Consider the following 610-nt stretch of genomic DNA (forward strand, 5'->3'; position numbering starts at 1 on the left):
TTGTTTTTTTACTTCGTTTTCTCGAAGTGTTAGTTAATTGTTACTCTTAAGAATAACAATCACCTCGGATGTCTTTCTCTATTTATTTGAGAATTGATTTTCTTTGTATGCAGTTTTCAAGGTACATATAGATAAGAAGGAGTAGAGCGAATAATCTAGTCCGCATATGGGACTTCAGAACGTTGTTCCTCAGTCACGGATATTCTTCGAATATCCTTCTGTTGTCATACAGCCTTCTTCGTTCAGGCAAGCCTGGCTCAGAATCCTATCTGCCAACACCATCTGCTCTCTTCATTATCTGCGTGGAGAATACGAGATTCGAACTCGTGACCTCCTGCTTGCAAGGCAGGCGCTCTCCCAACTGAGCTAATCCCCCGTATGTAATTGTATGGTCTTCTTTCTTTTGAAAGAAGTGGGCTTAAGTGGACTCGAACCACCGACCTCACGCTTATCAGGCGTGCGCTCTAACCGGCTGAGCTATAAGCCCTTCCTTTTTAAATCTGGCGGCCACCTGCTCTCCCACACCGTCTCCAGTGCAGTACCATCGGCCGCTTAGGTCTTAACCATCGTGTTCGGGATGGGAACGGGTGTGTCCCCTAAGCGCATCGCC

General features: G+C 46.2%; 2 tRNA genes and 1 rRNA gene. All 3 read right to left on the bottom strand.

The window, feature by feature from the left end:
- Positions 1 to 303: 303 nt before the first annotated feature.
- A tRNA-Ala gene (locus ACTNBR_RS16510) sits at positions 304 to 376 on the bottom strand.
- Positions 377 to 413: 37 nt separating this feature from the next.
- Positions 414 to 487: transfer RNA gene (locus ACTNBR_RS16515), tRNA-Ile, on the bottom strand.
- Between the two features lie 11 nt (positions 488 to 498).
- Positions 499 to 610, bottom strand: a 5S ribosomal RNA gene (gene rrf / locus ACTNBR_RS16520); the annotation flags it as partial.

The organism is Bariatricus sp. HCP28S3_F11 (genome assembly GCF_052065395.1).
Lineage (GTDB): Bacteria > Bacillota > Clostridia > Lachnospirales > Lachnospiraceae > Allocoprococcus.